General features: G+C 72.9%; 24 protein-coding genes and 1 pseudogene. 11 read left to right on the top strand and 14 right to left on the bottom strand.

Going from position 1 to position 25,003, the window contains the following annotated elements; genetic code table 11:
* On the bottom strand, nt 1-533 hold a 533-nt coding region (locus RB614_RS39390), incomplete at its 3' end, for a hypothetical protein (RefSeq protein WP_308717712.1).
* Between the two features lie 367 nt (nt 534-900).
* On the opposite strand from RB614_RS39390, the gene RB614_RS39395 reads away from it, so the two are divergent.
* Nucleotides 901-3,888 (top strand): 3-keto-alpha-glucoside-1,2-lyase-like domain-containing protein, encoded by a 2,988-nt coding sequence (locus RB614_RS39395; RefSeq protein WP_308717825.1) that lies wholly within the window; start codon nt 901-903, stop codon nt 3,886-3,888.
* 47 nt (nt 3,889-3,935) lie between these two features.
* Here RB614_RS39395 and RB614_RS39400 read toward each other — a convergent pair whose 3' ends face one another.
* Complete coding sequence (locus RB614_RS39400; RefSeq protein ID WP_308717826.1) at nt 3,936-4,523, bottom strand: TMEM165/GDT1 family protein; 588 nt, start codon at nt 4,521-4,523, stop codon at nt 3,936-3,938.
* Between the two features lie 328 nt (nt 4,524-4,851).
* Between RB614_RS39400 and RB614_RS39405 the strand changes: the two genes are divergently transcribed.
* Nucleotides 4,852-5,097 (top strand): monooxygenase, encoded by a 246-nt coding sequence (locus RB614_RS39405; protein ID WP_308717827.1) that lies wholly within the window; start codon nt 4,852-4,854, stop codon nt 5,095-5,097.
* Nucleotides 5,098-5,279: 182 nt separating this feature from the next.
* Nucleotides 5,280-5,755, top strand: a pseudogene (locus RB614_RS39410) (nucleotidyl transferase AbiEii/AbiGii toxin family protein).
* 203 nt (nt 5,756-5,958) lie between these two features.
* On the opposite strand, the gene RB614_RS39415 reads toward RB614_RS39410, so the two are convergent.
* The 5 genes from RB614_RS39415 to RB614_RS39435 form a co-directional block, all read right to left on the bottom strand.
* Entirely contained in the window at nt 5,959-8,577 is a 2,619-nt protein-coding gene (locus RB614_RS39415) for a sensor histidine kinase (protein ID WP_308717828.1), read from the bottom strand.
* Nucleotides 8,578-8,753: 176 nt separating this feature from the next.
* A complete protein-coding gene (locus RB614_RS39420) occupies nt 8,754-9,209 on the bottom strand; it encodes an iron chaperone (RefSeq protein WP_308717829.1) in 456 nt (151 codons plus the stop codon).
* Between the two features lie 102 nt (nt 9,210-9,311).
* On the bottom strand, nt 9,312-10,448 hold the full coding sequence (locus tag RB614_RS39425) for a low temperature requirement protein A (RefSeq protein ID WP_308717830.1): 1,137 nt from the start codon (nt 10,446-10,448) through the stop codon (nt 9,312-9,314).
* Between the two features lie 158 nt (nt 10,449-10,606).
* Entirely contained in the window at nt 10,607-11,590 is a 984-nt protein-coding gene (locus RB614_RS39430; protein WP_308717831.1) for a hypothetical protein, read from the bottom strand.
* Nucleotides 11,591-11,782: 192 nt separating this feature from the next.
* On the bottom strand, nt 11,783-12,064 hold the full coding sequence (locus RB614_RS39435) for a hypothetical protein (protein WP_308717832.1): 282 nt from the start codon (nt 12,062-12,064) through the stop codon (nt 11,783-11,785).
* A gap of 271 nt (nt 12,065-12,335) precedes the next feature.
* On the opposite strand from RB614_RS39435, the gene RB614_RS39440 reads away from it, so the two are divergent.
* The 4 genes from RB614_RS39440 (at nt 12,336) to RB614_RS39455 (ending at nt 16,284) form a co-directional block, all read left to right on the top strand.
* Nucleotides 12,336-13,673, top strand: a complete 1,338-nt coding sequence (locus tag RB614_RS39440) for a cellulase family glycosylhydrolase (RefSeq protein WP_308717833.1) — start codon at nt 12,336-12,338, stop codon at nt 13,671-13,673.
* 160 nt (nt 13,674-13,833) lie between these two features.
* Nucleotides 13,834-14,388, top strand: coding sequence for a protein-tyrosine phosphatase family protein (locus RB614_RS39445; RefSeq protein ID WP_308717834.1), 555 nt, complete (start codon nt 13,834-13,836; stop codon nt 14,386-14,388).
* Nucleotides 14,389-14,694: 306 nt separating this feature from the next.
* A complete protein-coding gene (locus tag RB614_RS39450) occupies nt 14,695-15,903 on the top strand; it encodes an MFS transporter (RefSeq protein ID WP_308717835.1) in 1,209 nt (402 codons plus the stop codon).
* A gap of 9 nt (nt 15,904-15,912) precedes the next feature.
* Complete coding sequence (locus RB614_RS39455; protein ID WP_308717836.1) at nt 15,913-16,284, top strand: VOC family protein; 372 nt, start codon at nt 15,913-15,915, stop codon at nt 16,282-16,284.
* A 135-nt stretch (nt 16,285-16,419) separates the two neighbouring features.
* On the opposite strand, the gene RB614_RS39460 is transcribed toward RB614_RS39455, so the two are convergent.
* The 5 genes from RB614_RS39460 to RB614_RS39480 form a co-directional block, all read right to left on the bottom strand.
* Complete coding sequence (locus RB614_RS39460) at nt 16,420-17,193, bottom strand: alpha/beta fold hydrolase (protein WP_308717837.1); 774 nt, start codon at nt 17,191-17,193, stop codon at nt 16,420-16,422.
* Nucleotides 17,194-17,272: 79 nt separating this feature from the next.
* The gene (locus tag RB614_RS39465) at nt 17,273-18,343 is read right to left on the bottom strand and encodes an ABC transporter ATP-binding protein (protein WP_308717838.1); all 1,071 of its coding nucleotides are present in this window, start codon (nt 18,341-18,343) and stop codon (nt 17,273-17,275) included.
* A complete protein-coding gene (locus RB614_RS39470; RefSeq protein WP_308717839.1) occupies nt 18,340-19,152 on the bottom strand; it encodes an ABC transporter permease in 813 nt (270 codons plus the stop codon). The genes RB614_RS39465 and RB614_RS39470 overlap by 4 nt, the downstream gene beginning before the upstream one ends.
* A gap of 4 nt (nt 19,153-19,156) precedes the next feature.
* Entirely contained in the window at nt 19,157-19,960 is an 804-nt protein-coding gene (gene modA / locus RB614_RS39475; RefSeq protein WP_308717840.1) for a molybdate ABC transporter substrate-binding protein, read from the bottom strand.
* Complete coding sequence (locus RB614_RS39480; RefSeq protein ID WP_308717841.1) at nt 19,957-20,382, bottom strand: TOBE domain-containing protein; 426 nt, start codon at nt 20,380-20,382, stop codon at nt 19,957-19,959. The genes modA and RB614_RS39480 overlap by 4 nt, the downstream gene beginning before the upstream one ends.
* 103 nt (nt 20,383-20,485) lie before the next feature.
* On the opposite strand from RB614_RS39480, the gene RB614_RS39485 reads away from it, so the two are divergent.
* Both RB614_RS39485 and RB614_RS39490 read left to right on the top strand, forming a co-directional pair.
* Entirely contained in the window at nt 20,486-21,508 is a 1,023-nt protein-coding gene (locus RB614_RS39485; protein WP_308717842.1) for a class I SAM-dependent methyltransferase, read from the top strand.
* A 111-nt stretch (nt 21,509-21,619) separates the two neighbouring features.
* Complete coding sequence (locus tag RB614_RS39490; protein ID WP_308717843.1) at nt 21,620-22,426, top strand: RNA polymerase sigma factor SigF; 807 nt, start codon at nt 21,620-21,622, stop codon at nt 22,424-22,426.
* A gap of 4 nt (nt 22,427-22,430) precedes the next feature.
* Here the strand turns inward: RB614_RS39490 and RB614_RS39495 are convergent, their stop codons facing one another.
* Together RB614_RS39495 and RB614_RS39500 are read right to left on the bottom strand one after the other, a co-directional pair.
* Nucleotides 22,431-23,087 (bottom strand): response regulator, encoded by a 657-nt coding sequence (locus RB614_RS39495; protein ID WP_308717844.1) that lies wholly within the window; start codon nt 23,085-23,087, stop codon nt 22,431-22,433.
* Complete coding sequence (locus RB614_RS39500; RefSeq protein ID WP_308717845.1) at nt 23,084-24,043, bottom strand: sensor histidine kinase; 960 nt, start codon at nt 24,041-24,043, stop codon at nt 23,084-23,086. Before RB614_RS39500 ends, RB614_RS39495 begins: the two co-directional genes overlap by 4 nt.
* 205 nt (nt 24,044-24,248) lie before the next feature.
* On the opposite strand from RB614_RS39500, the gene RB614_RS39505 reads away from it, so the two are divergent.
* Together RB614_RS39505 and RB614_RS39510 are read left to right on the top strand one after the other, a co-directional pair.
* Nucleotides 24,249-24,497, top strand: coding sequence for a DUF2637 domain-containing protein (locus RB614_RS39505; RefSeq protein ID WP_308717846.1), 249 nt, complete (start codon nt 24,249-24,251; stop codon nt 24,495-24,497).
* Between the two features lie 114 nt (nt 24,498-24,611).
* Nucleotides 24,612-24,935 carry a hypothetical protein gene (locus tag RB614_RS39510; protein WP_308717847.1) on the top strand — a complete coding sequence of 108 codons (324 nt, stop codon included), beginning with the start codon at nt 24,612-24,614 and terminating at the stop codon, nt 24,933-24,935.
* Nucleotides 24,936-25,003 lie beyond the last annotated feature (68 nt).

The raw sequence follows: 25,003 nt of genomic DNA on the forward strand, positions 1-25,003 counted from the left end.
GCGAGCACGACCAGCACGATGGCGTAGACCAGGTGGTAGTCCATGAACGGGTTGGTCGACCCGGACGCCTCACCAGCGGCGGTGTACCGGTCCGGGGGAAACTCCGCGGCCCACATCATCAACATGATCAGACCACCGGCGGCGGCCGAGACCCGCAGACCGATCCCCGCGATCAACGCCAACCCGACCGCGGCCATCCCGACCATGAACAGGGCATCCACCCACCACAGCCCGGCCAGATCATGCGAGACCGACTGGAACGGCCCCACCTGCACGTGGGACAGGAACCCGTTGGTCGGCGAGCCACCGTTGATCCAGGCCCGCTCACCCGGGGTGGAAAACCCCAGACCAAACGTCTTGTCCAAGAACGCCCACAGGAACACAAACCCGGTACCCACCCGCAACACCGCCAAAGCACGGGCAGCGGTCGTGGTGAGCATGTGCCCAGGAGCCTCAGCAGTCTCAAGAGCATGGGCCGGCACCTTCACCGGACCACTGTTGGTGGTGGTCATCGCCGCCTCCGGAAGCCTCATCGCGCCTTCGTTTCGTTGACACCCACAGCCTCACCCGAACCGAAGATCAGCACCTGAGCCGGAACTCCCCACCTCCACAGGACCAAAGTCCCCAGGTCGGAGGGACCTCCCACCCGGCGATCTCCAGGGCGGCGGCGGGCTCGGCGAGGATGGCGCGCCAGCTGGCGCACGCTGCCGTGGCATGCGTTTTGCTCACGAAGATAAAAGTTTGAAGATTTGCATCGAAAGATCTGGCGGCTCTGACGAATGTGGTCGATGATGTCCCCTGTCGCCATGATCGAGGTTCAGCTCTCCGCCACCGGGCAGGCACCCTCGGCGCGGTTCTCGACGGCGATCGCCACCCGAGCACCGTCGAAGGAGGACAGACATGCCCCCTCGCCCCCCACGAGCACGACGTCTCGTGGCGCTTCTCGGCGCCGCGCTGCTCGGCCCGCCGCTGGTCGCCGCCGCGCCGGCCGCCGCCCGGGCCGCCGACCTGCCCCCGCAGGAGCCCGGCGTCACGCTGCGCACGTACGACGTGCGGGTACCCCTCGAACAGATCTGCACCCTCAAGCCCGGGCAGACCCCGAACGTCGACAAGCTGATGCCGGTCGTCGACTGGACCAGCGCGGCCGACTTCGGCTTCGAGGACAACTTCCTCACCCACGTCACCGCGAACCTCGACGTGCCGTCGGCGGGCGCGTACACGTTCCGGCTGACCAGCGACGACGGCTCCCGCCTCAGCGTCGACGACGCGGTCGTGGTCGACCACGACGGGCTGCACGGGGCCACCTCGAAGGACGGCACCGTCGAGCTGACCGAGGGCTACCACGCGCTGCGGATCGAGCACTTCGAGGCCGGCGGCGGCCAGCAGCTCACCCTGTCGTGGCGGCCGCCGGGCGCGGAGGCGTTCACCGTCGTGCCCAACTCGGTGCTGAGCACGGACGCCGGCGTCGTCCGGGTGACCGCACCGGGGTACAAGGCGTGCCAGGGCGTCAGCGACTCGCCGGGAGACGGCCTCCCGCTGGACTCGACGAACCCCGGCTACACGCTGACCGACCTGCGCCCGGCCGGATTCGAGCCGCAGGTCACCGGGATGGCCTGGACCGCCGACGGCCGGCTGGTCGTGAGCACCTGGGGCGGCAGCGACCAGCTCCTCGGCGAGGTGTACATATTGGACGGTGTCACCGGCGCGACCGGCCCCGACCAGGTCACCTACAAGAAGGTCGCCGGCGGCCTCAAGGAGCCGCAGGGCGTCGCGGTCGTCGACGGCACCATCTACGTCTCGCAAAAGCACGAGCTCACCGAGCTGCGCGACACGAACGGTGACGACGTCGCCGACGAGCGCCGCACGGTGGCCACCTGGCCGTTCGGCGGCAACTTCCACGAGTTCGCGTTCGGCCTGCTCTACAAAGGCGGCAACTTCTACCTCAACCTCTCGGTCGCGATCGACCTGGGCGGCGCCACCACCAACCCGCAGCCCGCGCCGAGCCGGGGCACGAGCATCGTGGTCAACCGCCGCACCGGCAAGGTCAGCTTCGTCGCCGGCGGCCTGCGCACCCCGAACGGCATCGGCTGGGGCCCGGACGGCGACCTGCTCGTCACCGACAACCAGGGCGGCTGGCTGCCCGCCTCCAAGCTGGTGAAGATCGAGCAGGACGCGTTCTTCAACCACTACACCAACCCGGCCGGACCGTTCGACGCCAACCCGGTGAGCCGGCCGGTGCTGTGGCTGCCGCAGAACGACATCGCCAACTCCCCCAGCACCCCCGTGCTGCTCAAGAAGGGGCCGTACCGCGGCCAGCTGCTGATCGGCGACGTCACCTACGGCGGGCTGCAGCGCGCGTACCTGGAGAAGGTGCACGGCGTCGACCAGGGCGCGGTCTTCCGGCACACCCAGGGCCTGGAGGCCGGTGTCAACGAGGTCAGCCTCGGCCCGGACGGCGACGTCTACATCGGAGGGTTGGGCGCCGGCGGCAACTGGGGCCAGACCGGCAAGCTCACCTACGGGCTGCAGAAGCTGACCCCGAACGGCACCAACGTCTTCGACATGAAGTCGATGAGCGCCACCCGGAACGGCTTCACGATCGAGTACACCCGGCCGCTCTCCACCGACACGATCCAGAACATCACCGAGCGGTACGAGCTCGAGCAGTGGCGGTACGCGCCGACCCCGGCGTACGGCGGCCCGAAGGTCGACGAGGAGGCGCTCACCGTCACCGGCGCGAAGGTCTCCGCCGACCGCAAGAGCGTCACGCTGAGCGTGGACGGCCTCGAGCGCGACCGGGTCGTGCACCTGCGCTCGCCGCGCCCGTTCACCGCACAGAACGGCGAGGAGCTGTGGAGCACCGAGGCCTGGTACACGCTCAACGAGATCCCCGGCCCCCGGGCCGACCGGGTCTTCTACGAGGCCGAGGAGGGGCACCGCGAGGGCGGGGCCGCGCTCGCCACCGACCACCGCGGCTTCTCCGGCGTCGGCTTCGTCGCCGGGTACGGCGCGCTGAACGCCTCCACCACCATCCACGCCGAGGTGACCAAGGCCGGCGAGTACGAGGTCGGGCTCCGCTACAGCAACGGCCCCAACCCGTTCCAGGGCGACAAGACCGTCAGCGTGTACGTCAACGGCCGCAAGGTGAGGCAGACCGTCCTGCCCAGCACGGTCACCTGGGAGGAGTGGGCCACCAAGACCGAACGGCTGACCCTGCGCCGGGGCGTCAACGCCATCCAGTACCGGGTGGACGCCACCGACACCGGCCACGTCAACCTGGACCTGATCTCGGTGCGCGCGCCCGGCGAGCGGATCGTGCTGTTCGACGGCGGTGACCTGTCGCAGTGGCAGCACACCGACGGCCGGACGGCCTCGTGGCCGCGCCTGCCGGACGGCGTCATGCAGGTCCGCGGCGGCGACCTGCGCACCAAGCAGGCGTTCGGCGACTTCCGGCTGCACGTGGAGTTCAAGGTGCCGCTGCTGCCGCCGGAGGTCACCGGGCAGGACCGCGGCAACAGCGGCGTCTACCTGCAGGAGCGGTACGAGATCCAGGTCCTCGACTCGTACGGCGACCCGACGCTGGACAACAACGAGGCCGGCGCGATCTACCTGCAGAAACCGCCGGACGTCAACGCGGCGACCCCGCCGGAGACGTGGCAGACCTACGACATCGAGTACCGCGCCGCCCGGTACGGCAGCGACGGCACCAAGACCGAGAACGCCCGGGTGACCGTGGTCTGGAACGGCGTGGTGGTCCACGACGACGTCGCGATCACCGGACCGACCGGCGGCAGCATCCCGGAGGGTCCGGCGACCGGGTCGATCCGGCTGCAGGACCACGGAAACGCCGTGCAGTACCGCGACATCTGGATCGAACCGCTCACCTGACCCGGCGCGGCGGTGCGTGCCGGGTCGGGCGACCGGCCCGGCACGCGTCAGGTGAGCTGCCCGACGGCGCCGGCGACCAGCCACACCCCGAAGACCGCGAACAGGGCGGCGGCGCCGTACCTGACGGCCCGCTCCGGCAGGCGGCGGCCCAGCATCCGGCCGGCCAGGATGGCGAGGGCGTCCGCGGCCACCATGCCGACCGTCGAGCCGATCCAGGTACCCAGCCAGCCGTGCTGGGTGGCCAGCGTGATCGTCGCCAGCATCGTCTTGTCGCCCAGCTCGGCCAGGAAGAACGCCACCGACACCGCCACGATCGCCGACCGCTTGGTCCGTTCGGCCCGGCTCCGCTCCTCGTCGGTCAGGCTGTCGCCGCGCAGCGTCCAGGCGCCGAAGCCGAGGAACGCCACGCCGGCCGCGAGTGAGATCCACCCGGTCGGCAGGGCCGCGCCCAGCCCGTACCCGACGCCGACCGACACCGCGTGCACCACGGCCGTGGCGGCCGTGATCCCGACCAGCACCGGCCACGGCCGGAACCGGGTGGCGAAGGTCAACGCCATCAGCTGCGACTTGTCGCCCAGCTCCGCGACGAAAATGACCCCGAAACTCACCGCCAGCGCGGCCAGGAAACCTTCCACGACACCCTTCCCGGAACGGAGCCGGGACCAGGACACGGGCGACCTCGACCCGGCTTTTCAGCCAAGTCGAAGGTCTCGCCCGCCCCACGCGTGGATGGTGGGGCCGCGTGGCCGGGCACACGAGAACGCGCGCCAGCATGTCGACCACGACGTTGGGAGCTACTCCCCTTCGCGACGCCCACCCTATCCGCCCGCCGCGGTCCCGCGCACGCCGCCGCGACGAGGATCACCGCGGGTCGATCTTCCCTTCAGGGTTGATCCAGGGGCGAACCCGGATGTTTCCCGCACGAAGCCGGCACCGGGGGTCACCCAGCACTGCGACCACCCGATGGAGGGGCCGGCCACCGTGTACGCCACGGCCGGGCACATGCACCTGCTGGGACGGTCCATCAAGATCGAGCTCAACCCGGGTACCGCCGGCGCCAAGGTGCTGCTGGACGTCCCGGCGTACAACTTCGACGACCAGGCCATCCGGCCGCTGGACACGCCGGTCCAGGTCGAGAGGGGCGACGTCGTACGGGTCACCTGCACCCACGACGCCCAGCTGCGCCGGATGCTCCCCCAGCTCCAGTAGCTCCCGCCGCGCTACGTCGTGTGGGGCGACGGTACCGCCGACGAGATGTGCCTGGGCCTGCTCGTCGGCACCCGCTCGTAGGCTCGCTCCGGGTTCCGCCGCGCCGGCACGCCTCCCCGCCGGCGCGGCGCCCGCCGCCGCCAGGCCCGGGAGGCCCGCCACGCGCGACTACGTGCGGCGGCATGACATCCGGACAGCCCGACCCTTTCCACCTCGATGTCGCGCGCATCGCACTGGCCGCAGCCGGTAGCCACGGCTTCGTCCTCGGCGGCGGGCTCGCCTGGGTACTTCGGGGCCTGGTGCAGCGGCCCACCGAAGACGTCGACCTGTTCAGTACGTTCGGGGGGCTGCTGCCGCGGCGACCGGCGAGGTGCGCCGCGCGTTGCGCGGCGCTGGGTACACGGTCGAGGACGAGGACGCTGACGGCGATCTTGGCGACCTGTTCGCCGGCTTCGACGCCGACCAGAAGGAGTTTCTCGTCAGCGACGGGCAACGCATGATGGCCCGCCGCCAGGATCCCGGGCTCGATCCCGGCGACGTCCTGGACGTGGGCACCTACCTGGACCGGCTCAACGACGGACGGTTCGCCTACTACGGGCTTACCGCAGACGACGTCGCGGCCCTGCGGGTGCGGCTTGCCCATTGGCCCCGCCGGTAGGGTCCGACAGCTTCGGAGTCGGGCCCCCGATCCGGCGGGCCGTTGGGGTTGGCTGGAGGAGCGCGGAGGGTGAGGCCGCGGGAAAGCACCCCAAGAAAACGCTCCGCTGCGCTCCACGTTTCCCGGGGACCCCGCGCAACGGTCCGGACCACCGCGGACGTCGCGGCAGCTCGCATCTTCTCCCTTGGTTTCGAACGGATCCGTCAGGTGCTGCCGGCGTCGCGGGGGCGGCGCTGCATGCGTTCGACGATGGCCTTGTCGGCCAGGGCGGTCGCCTCCTCCTCGGTGGCGGCGACCGGCGGCTCGGCTGACGGGAGGCGCAGGATCATGGTGAGGCCGCCGCCGGGGGTGGTGTCCGGGGTGAGGGTGCCGCCCATCGCCTCGGCGAGGCCGCGGGACAGGGCCAGGCCGAGGCCGACGCCGCTGTGGTTGTCGCGGCGCTGGAACGGCAGGAACATCCCGCCCCGCTGCCCCTCCGGTATCCCCGGGCCGTGGTCGACCACCCGGAGCTCGACCTGGCCGTCCAGGTCGGCGGCGGTGACGGTGGGCGGGCGGTCCGGCGGGCTGTAGCGGAGCGCGTTGCCGATGACGTTGACCAGGACGCGTTCCAGGAGGGCGGGGTCGGCGCGGACGGCGGGCAGGTCGTCCGGGTACCGCATGCGGACCGCGCGCCCCTGGTCGCCGAGCTCGTCCAGGGCGCGCGGGACCGCGTCCTCGACGCCGACCTCGGTGAGCGTGAGACCGAGCGCGCCGGCCTGGAGGCGGCTCATGTCGAGCAGGTTGGCGACCAGGCGGCCGAGCCGGTCCAGCGACTCGTCGGCGGTGGCCAGCAGCTCCTCCCGGTCTTCGTCGGAGAAGGCGACGTCGTGGCCGCGGAGGCTGGTGACCGCGGCCTTGGCGGAGGCGAGCGGGGTACGCAGGTCGTGGCTGACCGCGGCGAGCAGCGCGGTGCGCATCCGGTCCGCCTCGGCGAGCGGCTCGGCCTCGGCGGCCTGGGCGGCGAGGCGTTCCTGGCGCAGCGCGAGCGCGGCCTGCGCGGCGAACGCCTCGACCACCCGCCGGTCCTCGGCGGCGAGCGGCCGGCCGCGGAGCACGAGGGCGAGGCCGCCGTCGACCGGTACGTCCGCGTCGCCCTCGCCCGGCGCCCCGCACGGTTCGCCGCCGACCCACGCCGCGACCTGCCAGGCGGCCGGGTCGTGCTGGCGGTCGGGGGCCTCGGGCGCGCCGGGGCGGCGTTCCAGGAGGGTCACGGAGTCGAGGCCGAAGAGCTCGCGGAGGCGTTCGAGCAGGGCCGGCAGCGGGCGGGTGCCGCGCAGCACGCTGCCGGCGACGGTGGCGAGGGTGGAGGCGTCCGCGCTGGCCGCGGCGGCTTCCCGGGTACGGCGGGCCGCCGTGTCGACCACGGCCGCGACCGGCACCGCGACGACGAGGAAGACCAGCAGCGCGAGCACGTTCTCCCGGTCGGCGATGTCGAGGGTGTGGTAGGGCTCGGTGAAGAAGAAGTTGAGCAGCAGGAACCCGGTCAGCGCGGCGGCCACCGCCGGCCACATGCCGCCGACCAGCGCGACGGCCACGACCGCGGCGAGTACCAGCAGCACGTCGCTGGCGAGGGAGAGCTCGTCGCGCAGTACGCGCAGGCCGAGCGTGAGCAGCGGCAGCCCGAGCAGGGCGAGCCCGAACCCGGTCAGCCGGCGGCCGCGCGAGAGCGGGTTCGCCCCGGCGGTGAGGTGGCGCCGGCCCCGGCCGATCTCCTCGTGGGTGACCAGGTGCACGTCGATCGGTCCGGACCGGGCCGTCGTGGTGACCCCGACGCCGGCGGAGAAGATCTGCGCGAGGCGACCGCGGCGGCTCGCACCGAGTACGAGCTGGGTGGCGTTGACGCCGCGGGCGAAGTCGAGCAGCGCCGTGGGAATGTCGCCGCCGGTGACCTGGTGGTAGGTGCCGCCGAGGCTCTCGATCAGCAGCCGCTGCTTGGCCAGCAGTGCCGGGTCGGCGCCGGCCAGCCCGTCCGAGCGGGCCACGTGTACGGCCATGAGGTCGGCGCCTTTGGTGCGGGCGGCGATCCGGGCGGCCCGGCGGATCAACGTGTCACCCTCCGGCCCGCCGGTCAACGCCACCACCACCCGCTCCCGGGTCTCCCAGGTACCCCCGATGTGATGCTGAGCCCGATACCGATCCAACTGCTCATCGACCTTGTCGGCCAACCACAACAACGCCAACTCCCGCAACGCGGTGAGATTGCCGACCCGAAAGTAGTTACCCAACGCCGCATCGATCCTGTCCGGCCGATAGATGTTGCCATGCGCCATCCGCCGCCGCAGCGCCTCCGGCGTCATGTCGACCAGCTCCACCTGCTCGGCCCGCCGGGCAATCTCGTCCGGCACCGTCTCCTGCTGCACCACACCGGTAATCTGCTGCACCACGTCGTTCAGCGACTCCAGATGCTGAATATTCACCGTCGACAGCACCGTAATACCGGCCTCCAGCAACTCCTGGATGTCCTGCCACCGCTTGGCATTGCGCGAGCCGGGCACATTCGTGTGCGCCAACTCGTCCACCACCGCCACCTGCGGACGCCGGGCCAGGATCGCCTCGACATCCATCTCCTCGAACGTGGTGCCGCGATACGAAACCCGCTTACGCGGCACCACCTCGAGATCACCGACCAGCGCCGCGGTGTGCTTACGGCCATGCGTCTCCACGAACCCGACCACCACGTCAGTGCCCCGCTCCTTACGCCGGTGCGCCTCCTGCAACATGGTGAACGTCTTACCCACCCCGGGCGCCGCACCGAGGTAGATACGCAGTTGACCGCGTGCCATGGCTAGATCTTCCCGCGCCACGGGCGGTGCCGGCGGATTGCTGTGCCGGTGCGCCTTACTTTGCCGGCCGCCTTACTTTTGCCGGCTTCACCGGGCGGCTTGCTTGGCCGCCCGGGGGTGGCCGCCGGATTCGCGGCACGGCACCTTGGTCGGTCCGCTCCGGCGCGAGCGCCCGGTCAGCTCACCGCTTTCCGGACGAGCGCGCCGATCCGCTCCTCCACGGCGGGGGTCAGCGCGGTCAGCGCGAAGGCGGTCGGCCACATGTCGCCGTCGTCGAGGTGGGCGTCCTCGTTGAAGCCGAACGTCGCGTACCTCGACTTGAACTTCGCCGCGTTCTGGAAGAAGCAGACGACCTTGCCGTCCCTGGCGTACGCCGGCATCCCGTACCAGAGCTTCGGCGAGAGGTCCGGCGCGTTGGCCTTGACGACGGCGTGGAGCCGCGCCGCCATGCTGCGGTCCGGCTCCGCCATCTCGGCGATCTTCGCGAGCACGTCGCTCTCCGCGTCCGTCTTGCCCCTACGCGCCGACTTCACCTCCTTGGCCCGCTCCTTCATGGCGGCCCGTTCCTCGGCGGTGAACCCCTCGGTCGTGCCGTCAGCGGCGGCGCGCTTGGCGGTCCTGGTCTCCTTCATCGCGGTTCCCTTCAGCCGTCGGTCCCAACGGGTTGATCCTGATGCTAGGAAGGGGCGGAGGGCGGCGGCTTCTTGAAACCTGACCGGGTGGAGATCGGCCAGTCACTCTTCTTCGAGTACCGGCTCGTGGATCCATCGGGCAAATCGCTTGCTGATCCTGGGCAACTGGACGACCGCGAGGACCGCCGTCGCCGCCACGCCGGTGAGGATCGGCGGGAGTACTCCAGCCAGTGGAGTAATCGCCAGCAGTCCGATCAGCGCGATCTCCCGGGATGGCGACAGTCGGCTCAGGACGAGCCGGCCGAACAGGATCCGGCCGAGCATGAACAGCGCGGGGCCAACGACGATGACCGCCGTCCAGAACCCGTGCGTGCGTTCGAGGGGGTGCCGGATGATCAGATCTATGCCGACCGAGGTGATCACGATGCCCAGCAACATGAGCAGGTGGAAATCGACCGCCAGCCGGGCGACGCGTACCTTGTTGCCGCTCTCGGCGATCATTTCGGCCAGTCGCTGACCGGCGACCCGAAAGTAGCTCTGGAACAGCAGCGTCGTATACAGAAAGGTCAGTACGATCGTCGCGCCGCGCAGCGGCGTCGAGGGCGTGTCGAGCCACGCGGCGCCCATGGTGAGGAACGCGTCGCCCAGACCCATGAGCAGGAGCTGGCGGTACCGTTCGGCGAGGTGTTCACCGCCAACCTGCCACAGTCCCCGGCGCCCGCCCAGCAGTGGCACAGGCCGGCGGGCCCCGATGCTCTCGTAGTCGACGACGATCCCGACGGTCCACAGCCACAACTGCCACCCGCCGTGCAACGCGGCGCCGACGAACCACAGGGGCGCGCTGACCAGCGGCCACAGCAGCATCCGCAGCGACGGGAGGTTCAGCGCCTTGCCGCGCCCGACGACCAGCACCGCGATATTGCGGATGAGGTGTACTCCCACGTAAGCGGCGGCGAATATCATCCCGTGCCCGTCGAACGCGCCCTGGATCGCGACCGCCATAACGATCACACCGAAGGTGAGGACGGTAACCAGCAGCTGGAGAGCCGGATCTTCGGAGTCGTACATGTCGGTGACCCACGTGACCACCGTCCATATCCACCAGAGGGCCGCGGTCGTCACCACCGTCTCGAACAGGCCCCGCCAGGACAGATGGTTCGCCAAGTGGTGCGACAACTGGGACAGGACCAACACGAACGCGAGGTCGAAGAACAGTTCCAATACCGTGGCGCGGTTCAACCCGGCTCCGCCGCGCGGCCACGGCTGGGTGTCTCCTCCCGCCATCCGCCGGTAGTACCACCAGGCAATCCGGTCAAACGCCACCAAGCCCGACGAACGCGGCCGTCGGTGCGCGCGTCAGGTATGCGGCTTTCGGCGCCGCCACCGCGGTGGCCCCGTTACTGCATCGCGGTCTGGACCGGATGCCCGAACGAGCGCGGACAGTAGAAGATCCACAGTGAGTAGCCGCGGCCGATCTCCACGGCCGTCGGGTCGCGCGGGCCGTGCAGCGCCATGAACTCCGGCTCCTCGGCGTCCTCGACCGGGCGCCAGCTGCCGGTGCCGCCGTCCCACTCGCCGCTCGCCGCGGTCAGCAGGAGCTCCATCGGGGCGCCGCACTCCTCGCAGTCCACCGGGTACGGGTCGGTGAGGTGCCAGGAGGCGAAGCCGCCGAGCTTCCAGCCGGGCGCGATCGACAGGTCGTACTGGTAGGCGCCGGAGAAGCGTTCCTCGACCTCGTCGGCGAGGGCCTCCGGGAGCAGGTCGCCGTACCGGTACTCGACCACCCGCTCGGGGTGCACCACGCACGGCTCGGGCAGGTAGTTGCCGTCGACGGCCACCGGTTCGGGCGGGGTGTCGAGCGTGGTCGTGACGTCGGCCGCGCGGCGCCAGCGGGCGGTGACGCGCGGGCAGTACTCGCGGTCGGCGTGGTCGAGCGGGCACCACAGCGCCTGGAGCAGGTCGGCGCCGTCCGGGCCGATGAATCCGGGCGTGTCCCGCCGGTACAGCTGGGCGACCGGCACCATCGCGACCGGTTTCCCGTCCAGGCCGGCCGCCGGCTCCAGGGCCTCGACCTCGGCCCGCTCCGCCTCGGTGATCCGCAGCCGTTCGCCACGGGGCGTGCGCGCCCAGGCCGCGCCGAGGACGGCACGGCGCCGCCGTACCGCCGCCGGGGGCGACAGCTCGCCCAGGTCGTCGTGCGGGTCGTCGCAGTGCGGCCACGGCTCGCCCGCCGGCCAGCGCAGCGGCCCGCCGATCGAGCTCTCCGCAGCGGTCGGCGCGCCCGGGCGCGGGTGCAGGCGGGTGGTCGGGCGGGCGTGCGCGGCCAGCGCGGGAACGAGCGACGCCACGTCGACCGGGCGGGGTGGGGTTGTCCGGACCACGGACCAGATCAAACCACGGCTCCGGCGGGTGGACGGCTGGGGGCGTCGGGCAAAACTCTCCGCCATTGAGGTGGAAACCGGACGGCGGACGCTTGGTCGCGGTCCGGAGCCAGGCCACCCCGAGGGCGGCCAGGGTGGTCGCGGCCCGGAAAGCAGTTCGGAAAGCAGTTCGGAAGCCGTTAGGAAACCTGCCTATTCCGGGGGCAGGAAAGGGTGCGCCGCGACCGCGCCGGAAAGGGCGCGGCGCAGGAGGCTGGCCGAGCCGTCGGTGAGGTGCCCGTAGGTGACCACGCCCCGCTCGCCGTCACGCTCGACGGCGATTCTCCGCTCCGCCAGCGCGACCGGGCCGCCCACGATCGCGGCGATGGTGGACTGGAATTCCTGCCAGGTCAGGAGGCCGTCGATGGCGGCCAGCGGGCCATCGGTCTGGACCCGCACGCCGAGCCTCTCGACGAACAATATGCCCTGCGACATCGCCGCCCCGCGATCGCGCCGACTGTTCCTTCACCGAACGTGAACCAAGAGCATTCGAACGTGAAACCAAGTGCATTCGAGTGCCGACAGCCGAAATCTATCGATCTTCCGGGCGGCGGGCAACGAGCAAATCCGTTGGCCGCCGGGGGGCCGTTGCGCGCCGCGAGCGCATTGACCTACGCTGATTGCCGCTGTGAGCCGGGCAGAGATCAGCGGGTCCTTCGCGGATCCTTCCTGCCCCGGGCTCCGGGGCCTTCCCCTGAGGTAGGTCATGAAAAGACAGCTCACCGTCCTCGGCGTCGCCCTGGTGGCCGCCGCGGCATCCGTCCTGATGTTCGTGCGGCCGGCGGACGCGGCCGTGGGCCTGCACGTCAGCGGCACGAACATCGTCGAGGCGAACGGACAGCGGTTCGTGATGCGGGGGGTCAACCACCCGCACGTCTGGTTCACCGGCCAGACGAGCTCGTTCGCGAACATCAAGGCGCTCGGCGCCAACACGGTGCGCGTTGTGCTGGGCAGCGGCAAGCGTTGGGGTCCCTCCACCGATGTCGCCAACGTGATCAGCCTGTGCAAGCAGAACCGGATGATCTGCGTCCTGGAGGTGCACGACACCACCGGGTACGGCGAGGAGGGCGCGGCCGCCAGCCTCGACGAGGCGGTCGACTACTGGATCAGCCAGAAGAGCGCGCTGGCCGGCCAGGAGAACTACGTCGTGATCAACATCGGCAACGAGCCGATCGGCAACACGAACGCGGCACAGTGGACGGCCGCCACCACGGCCGCGATCCAGAAGATGCGCGCCAACGGCTTCGAGCACCTGCTGATGGTCGACGCCCCGAACTGGGGCCAGGACTGGCAGTACGTCATGCGGGACAACGCGCAGACGATCCTGGACGCCGATTCCCAGCACAACACCGTGCTCTCCATCCACATGTACGCGGTGTTCAACACGGCCGCGAGCATCACCGACTACCTCGACCGGTTCCAGGCGAACGGGTGGCCGCTGGTCGTCGGCGAGTTCGGCTGGCGGTTCAACTCCGGCGAGGTGGACCACGACACGATCCTGGCCGAGGCGCAGGCCCGCGGCATCGGGTACCTCGGCTGGTCGTGGAGCGGCAACAGCGACCCGATCCTCGACATGGCCACCAACTTCGACCCCGGCCAGCTCACCACGTGGGGGCAGCGGATCTTCAACGGCGCCGACGGCATCAAGGCGACCGCGAAGCAGGCGACGATCTTCGGGGACGCCCCGCCCACCACCACACCACCGGTGACCACGCCGCCGGTCACCACCCCGCCGCCCGGGGCGAAGGCCTGCACGGCCGTGTACTCCCTGGCGGGTCAGTGGCCGGGCGGCTTCCAGGGTGACGTGCGGGTCACCGCCGGCGGCAGCGCGATCAGCGGCTGGACCGTCACCCTCACCTTCCCGAACGGGCAGGGCGTCACCCAGGCCTGGAACGCGACCGTGACCACCAGCGGCGCCACCGCGACCGCCCGCAACGTCGGCTACAACGGCGCCCTCGGCGCGGGAGCCAGCACCACCTTCGGCTTCCTCGGCTCGTGGAACGGCGGCAACGGCGCGCCCACCCTCACCTGCGCGGCCACCTAGCGCCGCGACGGGCTGTGATCGAAGCTCCCGTCAAGCCGTTGGAAGGACTTGACGGGAGCTTCGACCACGGACGTTGGCGGGCATCACGGACGGGCCGGCGCCCGCCGCGTGCCTGCTCAACCCGGCCTCGCCCGGTGCGCGGCCCGCCTAGTCTGGATCCATGGCGGAATGGCGGGAGCGGTACTACCACTACAGCACCCGGTTCTACCGGCCGGACCGGCTCGCCCCGCCGCTGAGCTGGATCGGCGACGAGCGCGTGGCGGTCGGCGGCCTGCCGCTCGCCACCGCCCTCCCCGGCCTGCCCGCGCAGGGCGTCACCCACGTGGTCAACTGCCGGTCCCGGGCGCAGATCCTGCTGTCGCAGGAACTCGCGGCCGAGCGGGCGGTCTTCGGGCCGGGCCGGGTGGTGCACGTGCCGCTGCTCGACTTCGGCCAGCGCCAGCGGCCGCGGCTCTGGTCGGCCGCCGCCCACTTCGCCGCCGGCGTGCTCGACCGCGACCCCGACGCGCGCGTGCTCATCCACTGCCACCAGGGGCGCCGCCGCTCGGTGATGCTGGCCTACGCGGTACTGCGCCTGCGCGGCCACTCCGCCACCGGCGCCGCCGACCTGATCACCGGCCACCGCGCCGAGGCGGTGATGGTCGAGGCGTACGCGCGTAGCGTCGAGGGCTGGCTCGCCGCCGGCGGCCTCCCGCTCGGATCACTGCGCGTCTAGAGACCTCGCACGGCCGTGATCGAAGCTCCCCTCATGTCGCTAGAACGACGTGAGGGGAGCTTCGATCACAGACCATCGCCCGGGCCAGCGGGCGAGATCCGGAAACGCGGACGCCGGCGGCGGCCGGCCGCCGCGGCACGGTACGGTGACGCGGTGATCTCGCGCAGCGCCTACCGCCAGTGGATCACGCCTGACCTCCCGCTCTACGGCCTCGACCACGAGCGCGGCGACTTCGCTCCCTGAGCGGCCCGGCCGTCTCCGGCCCTCCGCCGCCGTCCAGTCGCCAGAAACGCGGGAGCGTTCGTCATGTCCGACTCAGGGGTCCTCGCCGTGCTGCGCGCCGCCCAGGTGGCCCGCGTGCTCGCCGCCAGCACCGTCGGCCGTATCCCCCTCGCCTCCGCACCGGTCGCGCTGCTGCTCTTCGCCCGGGAACGCTGGTCGATCGGGGTCGCCGGGCTGCTCGTCGCCGCGTACACGATCGGGCTGGCCGGCGGTGGTCCGATGCTCGCCCGGGTCGCCGACCGGTGGCGCCAGCCGCCGGTGATGCTGGCCGGGGTGGCGGTCTCGACCTCGGCGTTCCTCGCGCTCGCCGCGGGCGGCCCGCCGCTCGGCGTGGCGGTGCCGGCGGCGCTGCTGGCCGGGGCGGGCGCCCCACCGTTCGAGTCCGGGCTTCGGGTGCTCTGGCGGGACCTGCTGCCGCGGTCCCGGGTGCACACCGCGTACTCGCTGGACATCGCCGTCCAGGAGCTGATCTTCATCGTCGGCCCGCTGGTGTCGGTCGCGGCGATCGGGGCGGGTGGCCCGGCCGCCGGCCTGTATGCGACCGCGGCGCTGCAGCTGGCCGGTACCGCCTGGTTCGTCTCCGCGCCCGCGGTGCGGGCGTGGCGCGGCGTGGCCGCCGAACGGCACTGGGCCGGCCCGCTCCGCTCCACCCCGCTGCGCCTGCTGCTGGTCGCGACCGTGCTGGTCGGCGCCGGCGTCGGCTCGCTGCCGGTCGCGGTGACCCGGCTGGCGGAGGAGGCCGGCGACCGCTCGTGGGCCGGCTGGCTGCTCGCCGCCCAGGCGACCGGCGCGCTGGCCGGCGGGCTCGCCAACACCAGGCTCAAGCTCCCGGAACGGCACGCGCCGTGGATCGCCGCCGGGCTGGCCGCCGGGTACCTGCCGCTGCTGCTCGCCGCCGCTCCCCCGGTGATGCTGCCGCTCGCGGTGCTCAGCGGGCTGGCGCTGCCGGCGCTGCTGACCGCCACGTTCGTCGCGGTGGACCGGATCGCGCCGAGCGGCACGGCGGCGGAGGCGTTCGCCTGGGTGGCGACCGCGTTCACCAGCGGGGCGGCCCTCGGCGCCGCGCTCGACGGCGCCATCCTGGAGCGGACCGCGAGCGTCGCCGCCGGCTTCGCGCTGGCCCCGGTGGTGATCGCGGCGAGCGCCGCCCTCTACCGGCCGCTGGCCCGCCGCCTCCCCGCCCCGGAGCCCGGCCCGGCCCGGTCCGCGCCGGGTGTCACACCCTCGCCCTAGGGTGAGGTCATGGACTGGAAGATCGAGCTCATCCCGGTCCCGGTCACCGACGTCGACCGGGCGAAGGACTTCTACGTCAAGGTGGGCTTCCACGCCGACCACGACCACAAGGTGCGCGAGGGCCTGCGTTTCGTGCAGCTCACGCCGCCCGGTTCGGCCTGCTCCATCGTGCTCGGCGAGGGCATCACCGACAAGACGCCCGGCACCCAGGAGATCCAGGTCGTGGTCGCCGACGCCGCGGCGGCCCGCGAGCGGCTGCTGGAGGTGGGCGTGGCGGCGAGCGACGTCGACCCGCAGCCGTGGGGCGACTTCGTCTACTTCCGCGACCCCGACGGCAACAGCTGGGCGCTGCAGGCGATCGCCTCCCGCCCGAACGGCTGATCCTCCCCCGCGACGGCGGCCCGCTCCTCCGCGCGCGGCAGCGGCATCGCCACCGGGTCGGCGAAGCGGCCGGGCACGATCCGCCCGTGCGCGACCGCCCGTCCCTGCCACACCAGCACCGCCGTGCGGCTCGCCTCAGGCATCGCGGCCCGGCGGGAAGTCGGCGTGGAGGAAGTCGAGCAGCAGCGGGTTGAACGCCTCGGGCCGTTCCAGGCTGGGCAGGTGCCCGGCCCAGTCGAGCGCGATGTGGCGGGCGCGGGGCAGGCGGCCGGCGAGCGTGGCCGCGATCCGGGTGAAGTCGGGCAGGTCGTGCGCGCCGGAGACCAGCAGCGTCGGCGCGGTGATCGCGGAGGCGTCGAACTCCACCCGGATCGGCTCGGCCCCGGCGTCGCCGGCGAGCTGCGTCTCGAACGCGTGGCGCTGCATCTCCCGCACCTCGGCTCGGGCCGGCTCGCCGGCGTACGGGCCGAGCCAGGTGGTCACGTTGAGCTCGGTGGCCCCGCCGACGTCGCCCGCCGCGAGCAGTGCCTCCTCCCGCTCGCCGAACGCGCGCAGCTCGGCCCCCGGCTCGTGCCCGCCCAGCGCGGTGCTGACCAGCATCAGCGCGCCCACCCGTCCGGGCCAGCGGGCCGCGACCTCCTGCCCGACCCGGCCGCCACCGGACGCGGCGACCACCGCCACCCGCTCGGCGCCGAGGAGGTCGAGCAGGTCGAGCACGTCCCGCGCGTCGCTGTACGGCCCGTCCGGCACCGGGGTCTCGCCGAAGCCCCGGAAGTCGGCGCGGACCGCCCGGTATCCGGCGTCGACCAGGGCCGGCACCTGGGGATCCCACATCCGCCGGTCGCAGACGGTGGAGTGCAGCAGGACGACGGTGGGGCCGTCGCCGGCCACGTCATGCGCGATAGTCATCGGCCTAGACACTAGGCCAGCTACATCTCCGGCGCGGTCACCGGCGGCAAGCCGATCCTCTGACCGCCGGCCGCCCGGGTCACGGGCCGGCGGGGTACGCGCGGGTCTCGGCCGCCTTGACCGCGGCCCAGACCGGCTGCCCGGGGATGAGCCGCAGGTGGGCGGCGGCGGCCGGGGTGACGTCGGCGGCGACCCGGATCGGGCCGTCGAGCTGGACCCGCAGGTTGTCGCCGTGCCGCTGGATGCCGCTGATGGTGGCCGCCCAGACGTTGCGCGGGCTGCCGTCGGGGCGCCGGGGGTGCAGCGCGACCGCGGCGGGTGGGAACGCGACGAACGCGTCGCCGTCGAGCCGGTCGGCGCTGGTGAGGGCAAACCCGTCGGCGACCCGTACGGTGTGCCCGTCGGCGGTGCCGCGGTAGAGGTTGAGGCCGACGAGGCGGGCCACGTAGTCGGTGCGCGGCTGGGCGGTGATGGTGGCGGCGTCGCCTTCCTGCACGACCCGGCCGTGCTCGACGATGACCAGCCGGTCGGCCAGGACGAGGGCGTCGAGCGGGTCGTGGGTGACCAGGAGCGTGGCGCCGGGGTGCTCGGCGAGGTGCCGGTGCAGCTCGGCGCGGGTGTCGAGGCGGGTACGGGCGTCGAGGGCGGCGAGCGGCTCGTCGAGCAGCAGCAGGGCGGGGTCGACGGCGAGCGCCCGGGCCAGCGCGACCCGCTGCGCCTGCCCGCCGGAGAGGTGGCGCGGCTTGCGGGCGGCGTGGTCGGCCAGCCCCACCCGGTCCAGCCAGGTGGCGGCGCGGGCGCGGGCGGCCTCCCGGCGTACCCCGTGGCGGCGCGGCCCGAACGCCACGTTGTCCAATGCGGACAGATGCGGGAAGAGCAGGTAGTCCTGGAATACCACGCCGATCGGCCGGTGCTCGGTGGGTGTCCACACCCGACGGTCGGGGCGGTCGAGGTCTCGCCCGTCGAGCGTCACGTACCCGGCGGTGAGCGGCCGCAGGCCGGCGAGGGCGCGCAGGGCGGTGGTCTTGCCGGCGCCGTTGGGGCCGAGCAGCGCGACGACCTCGCCCTTGTCGATGGTCAGGCGCAGGTCCAGGCGGAAGTCGCCGTGCTCGACGACGAGCCGCGCGTCCAGCAGGGGGGCCGCGGTCATGGGCTGGCGATCCACTTGTCGCGCAGGCTGGCCAGGATGGTCACGGAGACGGCGAGCAGGATGAGGCTGAGCACGATGGCCGCCTGCAGGTCGGTCTCCAGCGCGAGGTAGACGGCCAGGGGCATGGTCTGGGTGCGGCCGGGGAAGTTGCCGGCGAACGTAATGGTGGCGCCGAACTCCCCCAGCGCCCGCGCCCAGCACAGCACCGCCCCGGCGGCGATGCCGGGGGCGACCAGCGGGAGCGTGACGTGGGTGAACGTCGTCCACCGGCCGGCGCCGAGCGTGGCGGCCGCCTCCTCGTAGCGGGTGTCGGCGCCGCGCAGCGCCCCCTCGACGGCGATGACCAGAAACGGCATCGCCACGAACGCCTCGGCGAGGACCACCCCGGTCGTGGTGAACGGCAGCGTGATCCCGAACGCCGAGTCGAGCCAGCCGCCGACGATGCCGCGGCGGCCGAAGACCAGCAACAGCGCCACGCCGCCGACCACCGGCGGCAGCACCAGCGGCACGGTGACCAGCGCCCGGACCACCCGCCGCCCCGGAAACGGGACCCGGGCCAGCAGCCACGCGAGGGGTACGCCGAGGATCAGGCAGAGCAGCGTGGCGAGGGTGGCGGTCTGCAGCGACAGCCGCAGGGCGGTGAGCACGCCGGGCTCGGTCAGCCGCTGCGGCAGCGTGGTCCAGGGCGCCCGGACCAGCAGCCCGGCCAGCGGCAGCACCAGAAACAGCAGGCCGAGGGCGGCCGGCACGACGAGCGGCAGTGGGACGCTGCCCCCGCGGCGCCGGACCGTCGTGCCCCTGGTGCCCATCCGCCTACGGGGCCTGGAACCCGGCCGCGGTCAGCACGGCGATGCCCTTGTCGGAGCGCACGTAGGTGGCGAACGCCTGCGCGGCGGCCTTGTTCGGGGCGTCCTTCAGCACGACGAGCGGGTAGTCGTTGACCGCGCCGGCCGACTCGGGAAACTCGACACCGTCCACATCGGAGGGCGCGGCCTTGGCGTCGGTGCGGTAGACCAGTGCGGCGTCCACCTCGCCGAGCTTCACTTTGGACAGTGCCGCCTTCACGTCCTGCTCCAGGGTCACCGGCGTGAGCTTCACCCCGGCGGCGTCGAGCGCCTTCGCGGCGGCGGCGCCGCAGGGCACCTGCTCCGCGCAGAGCGCGACCTTCACCCCCGGCTTGGCAAGGTCCGCGAGACCGGTCACCCCTTTCGGGTTCCCCTTTGGTACGGCGATGACGAGCTGGTTCCGCACGAAGGTGACCGGGGTGCCGTCGCCATTGCCGGCGTCGGTGACCGTCTTCATGGTGGCCGGGGAGGCGGCGGCGAAGACGTCGGCCGGGGCGCCCTGGTTGATCTGGGTGGCGAGCTGTGAGCTGCCGGCGAAGTTGAACGTCACCGTCGTCCCCGGGTTGGCCGCCTCGAAGTCCTCGCCGATCCGGGTGAACGACTCGGTCAGCGACGCCGCCGCGAAGACCGTCACCTGCCCGGTCACGCCCGAGCCGGCGGCGCTGGCCCCGGGCGCGGCGGCGCCGTCGCCGTCGTCGCCGCAACCGGCCAGGCCGACGAGCGCCACCGCGAGGAGCGCGGCGAAGCGTACCCGGATCCCACCTGTGCTCACGGACTGGTCCTCCCTCTACTGAGGACGGTCGGGGCGGCGCGCTCCACCACGACCGTGGTCGACTTGATCACCGCCACGGCCACCGAACCGACCTCGAGGTCGAGGGCGTCGACCGCCTCGCGGCTCATGAGCGACACCACCCGGAACGGCCCGGCCTGGATGTCCACCTGCGCCATCACCGTGTCCTTGACCACGGCGGTGACGATGCCGCGCAGCCGGTTGCGCGCCGAGGAGGCGTCCGAGCGCTCGTCCGCCTCACCCGCCTGGGAGCGCGCGAAGGCGGCGAGGTCGGCGCCGTCGATGACCCGGTGGCCGTGCTCGTCCCGGCCCGCGGCGAGCCGGCCGGCGTCCACCCACCGGCGCACCGTGTCCGCGCTCACCCCGAGAAGCTCGGCGGCCTCACCGATCCGGAACACCGTCACACCGAGCACCCTAGCCGCCAGCACGTGCGATGCAAAGAGGCGGTTGAGGCTCGCATCCTCCCAGAGACTGGCCTTCCCGATGCCGCAACTGCATGATGGTTCCATGCCCGGTCCGCCGCCGCCACCGGCCGAGGAGCAGGCCCGCCGCTGGTCCGAGGTCCTGGCCAATCTCGCCGCCGCCATCCCGGACGGCACCCCGTCGGTCGTCGTGGACGGCCGCGGGTACACCGGGATGGTCGCCGACCGCCTCGCCGCCGCCTTGCGCGCGGCCGGACGTCCCTGCGCCCGCCTCAGCCCGGACGACGGCCGGGCGGCCGGGCACGAGATCGCGCTCGCCGACGGGCCGGGATGGCGCGGCCGCCCGCCGGCCGGACGGTGGGACGTGGTGATCTGGCTGCGCACCCCGCCCGCCGGCGCCACCGACCGGCACCAGGACGCCGACATCGTGGTCGACCTGCACGACCCGGGCTGGCCGGTGATCCGGCACCTGACCGCCCGGCTCGCCCGGCACGGCCGCTGGTACATCACCGAGTCCCGGGCGTTCTTCGCCACCCGGGCGCACACCTGGGACACCAAGTTCGGCGACGACCTGCCGGCGTACGCGGCCGCGGTCAGCGAGGCCGGCATCGCCACCGGCGGCGTGGTCGTCGACGTCGGCTGCGGCACCGGCCGGGCGCTGCCCGCGCTGCGCGCCGCCACCGGTCCCGGCGGTACGGTCGTCGGCGTCGACCTGACCCCGCAGATGCTGGCCGTCGCCCGGCCGCGGGCCGAGGCGGCCGGCGCCACCCTGCTGCTCGGCGACGCCCACCACCTGCCGATCGCCGGCGGGGCCGCCGACGCCGTCTTCGCCGCCGGGCTGATCACCCACCTGGCCGACCCGCGGGTCGGGCTGGCCGAGCTCGCCCGGATCACCCGTCCCGGCGGCCGGCTCGTGCTCTTCCACCCCTCCGGCCGGATCGCGCTCGCCGCCCGCCACGGTCACGCCCCGCGCCCCGACGACCCGCTCGCCGAGGGGCCGCTGCGGGCGGCCACCGGGCGCACCGGGTGGCGGCTGCGGGTGTACGACGACCCGCCGCATCGCTTCTTCGCCGTCGCCGACCGCCAGGAGCCCGGAGTCGATACGTAGGCAAGTTACTCATACAAACGGCTAGCGCTTTCATGACCGATCGACTATGGTCTGTCTAGCTGTTCGTCTGACTGCGCGCCCTCGCGGCGACCGACTCGGGGAGGGGTCACCATGACGGTCACATCGACACACCAGCCATCGTCCGCGCCGGCGCCGTCCGCCCGGATGGACGACGTCGCCACCGACCTGCTCGCCGCGCTCGCCCGGCTGCCGCGGGACCATCCGCGCCGGGCGGCCCTCCGCGAGCGCGCGATCGAGCGGCTGCTGCCGCTGGCTCAACATCTGGCCCGCCGGTTCCGCGACCGCGGCGAGCCCTTCGACGACCTGGTGCAGACGGCGACCCTCGGGCTGATCAAGGCGGTGGACCGGTTCGATCCCGGCCGCGGCACCGACTTCGTCGGCTTCGCGGTCCCCACGGTCATCGGCGAGATCAAGCGGCACTTCCGGGACCGCACCTGGGCCGTCCGGGTGCCGCGCCGCCTGCAGGAGCTCCGCCTGATGATCAACGACGCGAACGCCACGCTCACCCAGCGGCTGGGCCGCTCGCCGACGGTCGCCCAGGTCGCCGGCCACCTGGGAGTCAGCGAGGAGGACGTGCTGGAGGGCATGGAGGGCGCCCGCGCCTACAACGCCACCTCGCTGTCCGCCCCGGTCGCGGGCGACCCCGCCGGCACCGCCCTGGGCGACCTGCTCGGCGCCGACGACCCCGGCTACACGACCGTGGAGGCCCGGACCACCCTGGCCAAGGCGCTGCGCACGCTGCCGGAGCGCGAGCGCCAGATCATCCTGATGCGCTTCTGCGGCGGCCTGACCCAGCAGCAGATCGCCGACCGGATCGGCATCTCCCAGATGCACGTGTCCCGCCTGCTCTCCAGGACGCTCACCCGCTTGCGAGACGAGCTCTCCACCGCCATCTGAGAGCTCAGGGCTCGATGAGGCCGGCGCGGATGGCGTAGCGGGTCAGCTCCAGCCGGTCCTTCAGGCCGAGCTTCTGCAGCATGTTGGCGCGGTGCCGCTCCACCGTCTTGACGCTGATCACCAGGATTTCGGCGATCTGCTTCGAGGAGTGGCCCTCGGCGACGAGCTTGAGCACCTCCTCCTCGCGGTCGGTGATGGCCTTGGCGGGCACGGGCTCGCCGTGGCGGGCGCGGTCGAGGTAGTTGCGGATGAGCGCGTTGACCGCTCCCGGGTAGAGGAACGGCTCGTCGCGCATCGCGGCCCGGCAGGCCTGGAGCAGGTCGCGGTCGGCGACGGACTTCAGCACGTACCCGCTGGCGCCGGCGCGCAGGGCCTCGAAGAAGAACTGCTCGTTGTCGTACATGGTCAGGATCAGGATGCGCAGCTCGGGCTGGAGCCGGGTCAGCTCGCGGGCGGCCTGCAGCCCGGTCAGGCGGGGCATGGCGATGTCGAGGATGGCGAGGTCGGGGCGGGTGGCGCGGGCCTTCTCGACGGCTTCGGCGCCGTCGCCCGCCTCGGCCACCACGGCGAGGTCCGGCTCGCCGTCGAGGATGAGGCGCACACCCCGGCGTACCAGGGCGTGGTCGTCGGCGAGCAGGATCCGGGTCGGCGTCGGTGTCATGGTCGCCGGCTCCCGTCCGCGGCCGGCAGGCAAAGCCGTACCTCGGTGCCGCCCTCCCGGCTCGGCCCGAGCGTGAGCGTGGCGCCGACGAGCAGCGCCCGCTCGCGCATACCCCGGATGCCGGCGCCCTCGGGGGCGGCGCCCAGCCCCTTGCCGTTGTCGGCGACGCGCAGCTCGGTCCCGCCCGCGGTGCGGCGCAGCGTGATGTCGAGGCGGGTGGCGCCGGCGTGCCGGGCGGTGTTGGTCATCGCCTCCTGGGCGACCCGGTACACGACCAGCTCGACCTGGTCGTCGAGGCCGGTCAGGTCGCCCTCGAAGTGCTGCCGTACCGCCGCGCCGCTGTGCTGGGAGATCTCGGTGGCCAGCGAGCGCAGCGCGCTGACCAGGCCGAGCTCCTCCAGTACGCCGGGGCGGAGCCGGCGGGCGATGCGGCGGATCTCGTCCAGGCCGTCGCGGGTCGTCTCCTGTACCTGGTGCAGCTCGCCGCGAAGCGGCTCGGGCGCCCGGTCGGCGACCCGCTTGAGCTCCAGGATCACCGCGGTGAGCGTCTGGCCGACCTCGTCGTGCAGCTCCTGGGCGATGCGCCGCCGCTCCCCCTCCTGCGCGGAGAGGGCCCGCGCGGTGCTGGCGGCGCGCTCGGCCTCCAGGCGGTCGAGCATCGCGTTGAACGTGCGGATCAGGTCGGCGATCCCGGCGTGTCCGGTGACGGCCGGGCGCGGGCCGGGGCGGAGCAGGTCGATCGTGGCCATCGCCCGGGTCAGGCGCTGCAGGGGGGCCAGGCCGATGCGCAGCAGCACCGCGTTGGCCAGCAGCATCGCGGCCAGGCCGGCGGTGAGGATCACCACCTCCGTGAACAGCACCGGCGTGGAGACCGTGACCGGCCCGAACAGCAGGAGGGTCACCGCGACGGTCAGCACGGCGGCGTTGAGCAGGAAGATCCGCCAGAACAGGGACATCGCGGTACTCCTTCCTCGGCGGCCCTCCCTACTATGCCGGGTTTGCCCGCTTTTTTCGTGCCGGGGGAACGGGCAGTCGCCAGAGCCAGCCTGCCCGGGGCAGCCGGCGGCCGTCCATCCGTGGCGGCACCCATACCGGCGGCGGGCGCGGTTTGCCGGCCGGAGCGGATGGTCCCGCGGCCCGGTCGCGCCGACGCTGGGACCGATGGACGACCACCTCCGCCGCGCCGCCGGTTGGCTGCTCATGGCGGCCGGGCTCGCCGGCGCCGGCGCCGGGATCGCCACCGGCCGGGGCCTGCCGCTCGCCGCCGGGCTGGTCCTGGCCGCGGTCGCCGCGCACCTGCTCGCCCCGGCCGAGGCGCGGCGTGGAGAGCGCCGGCGCCGCGGCGACGGTCGGGCCGATACCCGTCCCGACGAGCCCCGCCGGCCGCGGAGCCCGGGAGACGACCGGTGACGTCCACTGTGGATGCCCGCGGGAAAGATGGGTGCCGGCACCGATTGCCGGGCGGCGGGCCGCGGCGCGACGGTCGGGCTGTCGCTGCCCCCTGCACACCCCGAGGAGCCGTCGATGACCTTCCCCCACGATCTGGTCGGTCGCGCTCTGCACGCCCGTGACGGCCGGCCGGTCGGCCGCGTCGCAGCCGTCTACCAGTACCCGGACGACCTGCGTGCCCCGGCCGGAGCCGCCGCGATCGGTGGCGGGCTGCTGCGCCGCGCTCACCTGGTCGACCTGCAGGACGCGGCGGTGGTCGAGGGCGTCCTGACCGTGCCGCACGACCGGCACACCATCAACAGCGCCCCGCACTTCGCCCCGCTGATCGGCGACACGCTGTCGGAGCGGGACGCGGTGAAGGTGCGCGAGCACTACTGGGGCGCCGCCCAGCCCGCCTGAACAGGGTGGCGGGCCGCGCGGTTGGAGGATCCGACGCCACCCGACGTGGGAATCCCAGGGGACTCGGC

The sequence above is a fragment of the Phytohabitans maris genome (genome assembly GCF_031085175.1).
Lineage (GTDB): Bacteria > Actinomycetota > Actinomycetes > Mycobacteriales > Micromonosporaceae > Phytohabitans > Phytohabitans maris.